General features: G+C 44.7%; 4 protein-coding genes and 2 pseudogenes. 3 read left to right on the top strand and 3 right to left on the bottom strand.

The features are described from left to right. Positions 1-114: 114 nt before the first annotated feature. A pseudogene (locus LC574_RS38570) lies at positions 115-2007 on the top strand (ATP-binding protein). Positions 2008-2010: 3 nt separating this feature from the next. On the opposite strand, the gene LC574_RS26530 reads toward LC574_RS38570, so the two are convergent. Next, positions 2011-2628 carry a Uma2 family endonuclease gene (locus tag LC574_RS26530; protein ID WP_229456570.1) on the bottom strand — a complete coding sequence of 206 codons (618 nt, stop codon included), beginning with the start codon at positions 2626-2628 and terminating at the stop codon, positions 2011-2013. Between the two features lie 206 nt (positions 2629-2834). On the opposite strand from LC574_RS26530, the gene LC574_RS26525 reads away from it, so the two are divergent. Next, positions 2835-2972, top strand: coding sequence for a hypothetical protein (locus tag LC574_RS26525; RefSeq protein WP_229456565.1), 138 nt, complete (start codon positions 2835-2837; stop codon positions 2970-2972). A gap of 335 nt (positions 2973-3307) precedes the next feature. Then, positions 3308-4114, top strand: coding sequence for a DUF4157 domain-containing protein (locus LC574_RS26520; protein WP_229456564.1), 807 nt, complete (start codon positions 3308-3310; stop codon positions 4112-4114). A gap of 442 nt (positions 4115-4556) precedes the next feature. Here the strand turns inward: LC574_RS26520 and LC574_RS26515 are convergent, their stop codons facing one another. Beyond that, complete coding sequence (locus LC574_RS26515; RefSeq protein WP_229456562.1) at positions 4557-4757, bottom strand: PAAR domain-containing protein; 201 nt, start codon at positions 4755-4757, stop codon at positions 4557-4559. Continuing rightward, positions 4750-4948: pseudogene (locus LC574_RS26510) on the bottom strand (type IV secretion protein Rhs); the annotation flags it as partial. The pseudogene LC574_RS26510 and the gene LC574_RS26515, both read right to left, overlap by 8 nt.

The raw sequence follows: 4948 nt of genomic DNA, 5'->3' as shown, positions 1-4948 counted from the left end.
AACTCTACACCCGCACACAACAGCAGCAAATCTCGTTCAAAGAGTGACAAACTAAAGATTCTGCACAACCTGTCTAATGCCGAAGGTGCAGACATAGCCAGCAGAGGGGCGATAATGAGTTTTTTAACATGGAAGAAACTTCTAAGCTTTGGTCTTCCTTGCAAACTCATTATCGCCCCTCTGCTGGCTATGTCTGCACCTTCGGCATTAGACAGGTTGTGCAGAATCTTTAGTTTGTCACTCTTTGAACGAGATTTGCTGCTGTTGTGTGCGGGTGTAGAGTTTAGCGGAGAATTTGCTAAGTTGTGTGCGATCGCTCAAGGAGATCCACAGCGACTTTACCCCACTTTCAGTCTTGCCTTAGCTGCATTACCCAACCCGCATTGGGATGCGATCGCTCCCAACTCATCTTTGCGTCGCTGGCGATTAATTCAAGTTGGCGAAGGTTCTGCTCTTACCCTTAGTCCCCTCCGCATTGACGAGCGAATTTTACATTATCTTGCTGGTACGCAGTATCTTGACGAACGTCTAGCTGGCATCATTGAGCCGTTAAATTTTGTGAGTGATTTGGTTCCTTCCCACCAAGCGCTAGCAGAGCGAGTCGTCGGGGTGTTATCTCAAACTCCCAAAACCAAAATATTGCCAATTATACAATTATGTGGTATTGAAACTGTAATTAAACGTGGGATTGCGGCAACGGTTTGTAAAAACCTGGGTTTGAACTTATATGTAATGCCAGCACAAGGCGTCTTGTTAGTTTCTGGTGAACAAGATAATTTAATTCGCTTGTGGACTCGTGAGACAATTTTAAGCCCAAGTGCCTTACTTATTGATTGCGACGAGATAGACACAAATGATATTGCTCGTGTTACGGCAATTACCCATCTAAGCGATCGCGCAAATGGTGTCTTAATTCTCAGCAGCCGAGAAGGGATGCGGATGTCGCAACGCCCAGCAGTCCGCTTTGATGTGCATCAACCAACTTCCCAAGAGCAAAGCGCAGTTTGGCAGGAAGCACTTATTGATTTAGTGCCGCAAATCAACGGGCAAGTAAATACTTTAGTAAATCAGTTTAACTTGAGTGCTGCAACTATTCAAGCTGCTTGTACAGAAGCTGCCGGATATTTGAGTCAGGGGGATGAGAAAAATATAACTGGTATTTTATGGGATGCTTGTAGAGTGCAAGCTCGTCCCCGGTTGGATGAACTGGCTCAACGCATTACCCCTTCAGCAGATTGGGAAAATTTGGTGTTACCAGAAGCACAAAAACAAATTTTACGTGACATTGCGGCACATGTGCGGCAACGAAGTACTGTATACGAAACTTGGGGTTTTGCTGCCAAAGGTGCGCGGGGTTTGGGAATCAGCGCTTTATTTGCTGGTGCAAGCGGTACTGGTAAAACTTTAGCAGCTGAGGTGTTAGCAGAGGAATTGCGGCTTGACCTTTATCGCATTGATTTGTCATCGGTTGTCAGTAAATATATTGGGGAAACAGAGAAAAATTTACGATAAGTATTTGATGCGGTGGAACAGGGCGGGGTGATTTTGCTCTTTGATGGAGCTGATGCGCTGTTTGGTAAAAGAAGTGAGGTGAAAGATGCACGCGATCGCTATGCCAATATCGAGGTTAGCTATCTACTGCAACGGATGGAATGCTACCCAGGCTTGGCAGTTTTGACGACAAATATTAAGAGTGCAATTGATACAGCCTTTATGCGGCGTATCCGTTTCATAGTGCAGTTTCCCTTTCCCGACGCGGTGCAAAGAGCGGAAATTTGGCGGCGGATCTTTCCCCGCGATACGCCAACTCAGGGGTTAGATGCTACGCAATTGGCACGGTTAAATGTTGCTGGAGGTAATATTCGTAACATTGCTTTGAATGCAGCATTTCTGGCTGCGGATGCTGGGGAAGCAGTGCAGATGAAACATGTATTACAGGCTGCGAAGAGTGAATATGTGAAGCTGGAGAAAGCGTTGACAGAGGCAGAAGTTGGCGGGTGGGCGTGACCATCAATTAACGCTAGCAAATATCTGTTCAGCCGTTAACTGTAAATCCTTGAAAGTAGGGGAGATAATACTATCGCTGCCCCGAAATTGAGCAGGCTTCTGGTACTGATTTCCATTAGCTGATAGCAGGTAAATTGATATCGTGGGTTGCTTTGGATTGCCAATATAATCCCGACCCCCTAAGCCCAAGTAATCCACAACCCAGTACTCTGGGATGCCTATTGTGCTGTAATCTTCTACTTTTCGTGCATAGTCATTTTGCCAGTTAGTGCTGACTACTTCCACGACAAGTTTGACGGAAGTTGCCAACGTGATCACAGGCTCATCCTGCCACAAGGGTTCCGAAGCGATCGCAGCTTTGTCTAACACCACTACGTCAGGACGGAAAGCTGTTTTAGTTCCCAGAGGTTTAATTAAACAACGGCTAGGTGTAAACCAACGAACACTCAACCGATCTATCTCGATATTAACTTTTCGCAGGACGAAAGCAGCTACCTCTTCGTGAGGTCCAGTTGGTTCCATGTCAATAAGTTCCCCGTCAATCAATTCGTAACGCTCGTTATCTCCATACCGAGCAATAAAATCATCGAATGTCAGGAGTTTTGGAGCAGCTTGTGTTATGGCGATTGCGCCTTTTAATTTGTCCACTTTTCAGACATCCTTTAACGAATCACCTGCACATTTATTCCCAATTCTAAATCAGCCCAAGCTATATCAGTGGTAGTATTGGCAAACCCAAGGATTTGCCTAGTGCTAAACAAGCTCTATCCCCAAATGATAATCCAGCCCGTCTCGTTAGGGGACGTATCTCCTGACGTCGTTCTGCTATGAGTTCATTACTAAGCGATCGCCAAATATGTGATCTGCCAGAGTATCGTTATTTGGAAAAAATCAGAGATTTTGGCGATCGCAACAGCCAAGTTAGAGAAGCTGTAGACAACAGACAGAAATGGGCGGTTGGATGAATGGCAAAAATTAGACTTAAGTCGAATACAGTAGCAGATTGAAAAATTGTAAAATTTGTATCATTAAAATAGCATAGAGCTAAGTAACGGCAAAGCCAGTTGAGGGAGGAATAGTGAGATGAGCGATCGCACTAAGATACAGCGCGATCGCACTCAATAATTTAAGTTTTCCCAAGATATTTTGTGTTGGGTTTCGCTATCGCTGCATCCAACCTACCAGAAAATGCGATCACTATTTTGTAATTTTGAAGGAGAGTGCGATCGCACCGAAGATGTTAGTTATTTTTTCATTAGTGTTTGCCAAAGCTGCCATATCAATAATGGAGGTTTGAGAGATGAGCGATCGCATAAAAATACAACGCAAAAAAACCCACACACAACCTAACCTTCTACAAGAAACACGGGGTTTTGGGTGGCGATCGTCTGTTCAACCGCAAATAGTCACAGAACAAGGTCACGATATTAGCCGCATATCCTTGCGTCCCCAAGCAAAACTTACTGTAAGCCACCCAGAAGACCAGTATGAACAGGAAGCCGAACAAGTGGCGAATCAGGTGATGAATATGACCTTACCTGTAAGTCCTCAGCCAATCCTACCCGAAGTAACATCAGAAGATGAGGAACCAGTGCAAATGAAACCATTGCTGCAACGGTCAGCAGTGGATAGCAGCTTCCAGACTAGCAGTGACTTGGAGAGTCAGTTGAATGCAACTAAGGGCAGTGGCAGTCCTTTATCGAATGAAGTGCGATCGTTCATGGAACCCCGCTTTGGTGCTGATTTTAGCACCGTACAGGTGCATACTGGTAGTGCTGCATTGCAGAGGAATCGAGATTTAGGCGCACAGGCGTTTACTTATGGTAATGATATTTACTTTGGTTCAGGACACTCACCAGGTAAGAATAAGTTGACGGCGCACGAGTTGGCTCATGTAGTACAACAAACGGGTGTGGTACAGCCACAAATCCAGAGATTCGCACCTCCAGGTCACGAGAGCGCAACTGCTAGAGGACTAGCTGAAAACTTTTCAGCAGAGGAAATCGGCGCGGTCTACCAATCGAACTGGGAGCGAGACTTTTCTCAAGGTTTTTGCGTCAAATCATGGATATGGGCGACGTTGATGCGGCGAAGGAAGCGCTTATGAAACAACTAGAAATGGTAGATCAGATAATAGCCATGCCAAGTGATGCTCATCCGCTGATTGGGATGGTTCCTACGATGGAACCTGGGGACTTCCAAAGAATAAATTAATCAACAAAAACCAAGCATCCACACCTAAATAATAATGATAATCACAGTAGTTGCACTCTGAGCTATTTTAATGGGAGTTGGTAATACAAAATGTTAAAAGTTCTTTGCTTATACTTTTTTATAACTTGCTGAACCAGTTCAAATCCTCGCCGTTCGTATAACTTACAGCCACTTCGTGTCCTTTGCGCCCAACTCTTACGAAACGCTGCGCGTAGCTTGCTTCTCGTAGGAGTATGCGGTTCGTTTTTCTTCCTTATACTTCAGTCCTAATATGGTTTAGCGCATCTTCATACAGAATTGGTATAACACCAAAAATCTCTTCTGCTTTCTGCCCTTCATCCACCAATCATGACTGTGAACTCACCTAAAACAATCTTGTTTACACTTGTGGTTTCTTGAATAGTATCGCTCATCCGACAAGCTGCAAAACCGTTGATCAAAACCGTTTGACTACCATCAATGACTACACCTGCACCATCGGGAACTACAACTTTCACCACCGGACAAGTGTGAATATCAGCCATGAAACTAGCCATTAGTTTCAATTTCCACGCAAGCATCACTATCATTTAAATATATTTTATGACAGCCAGCAGTTTCAACGCGCACACCAGTTTTACTGCCGCCTTTATCTTCTTCCACAAACTGGAGTGTATGTCCGGTGCGAGTTTTAAAGGTGCGTAACCGCACTTTACCGCGTTGGATTGAGTCATCTACCTTTTCTGGT

It is taken from the genome of Nostoc sp. CHAB 5715 (assembly GCF_020829685.1).
Taxonomy (GTDB): domain Bacteria; phylum Cyanobacteriota; class Cyanobacteriia; order Cyanobacteriales; family Nostocaceae; genus Nostoc.
This window is presented reverse-complemented; position numbering and strand designations above follow the sequence as displayed.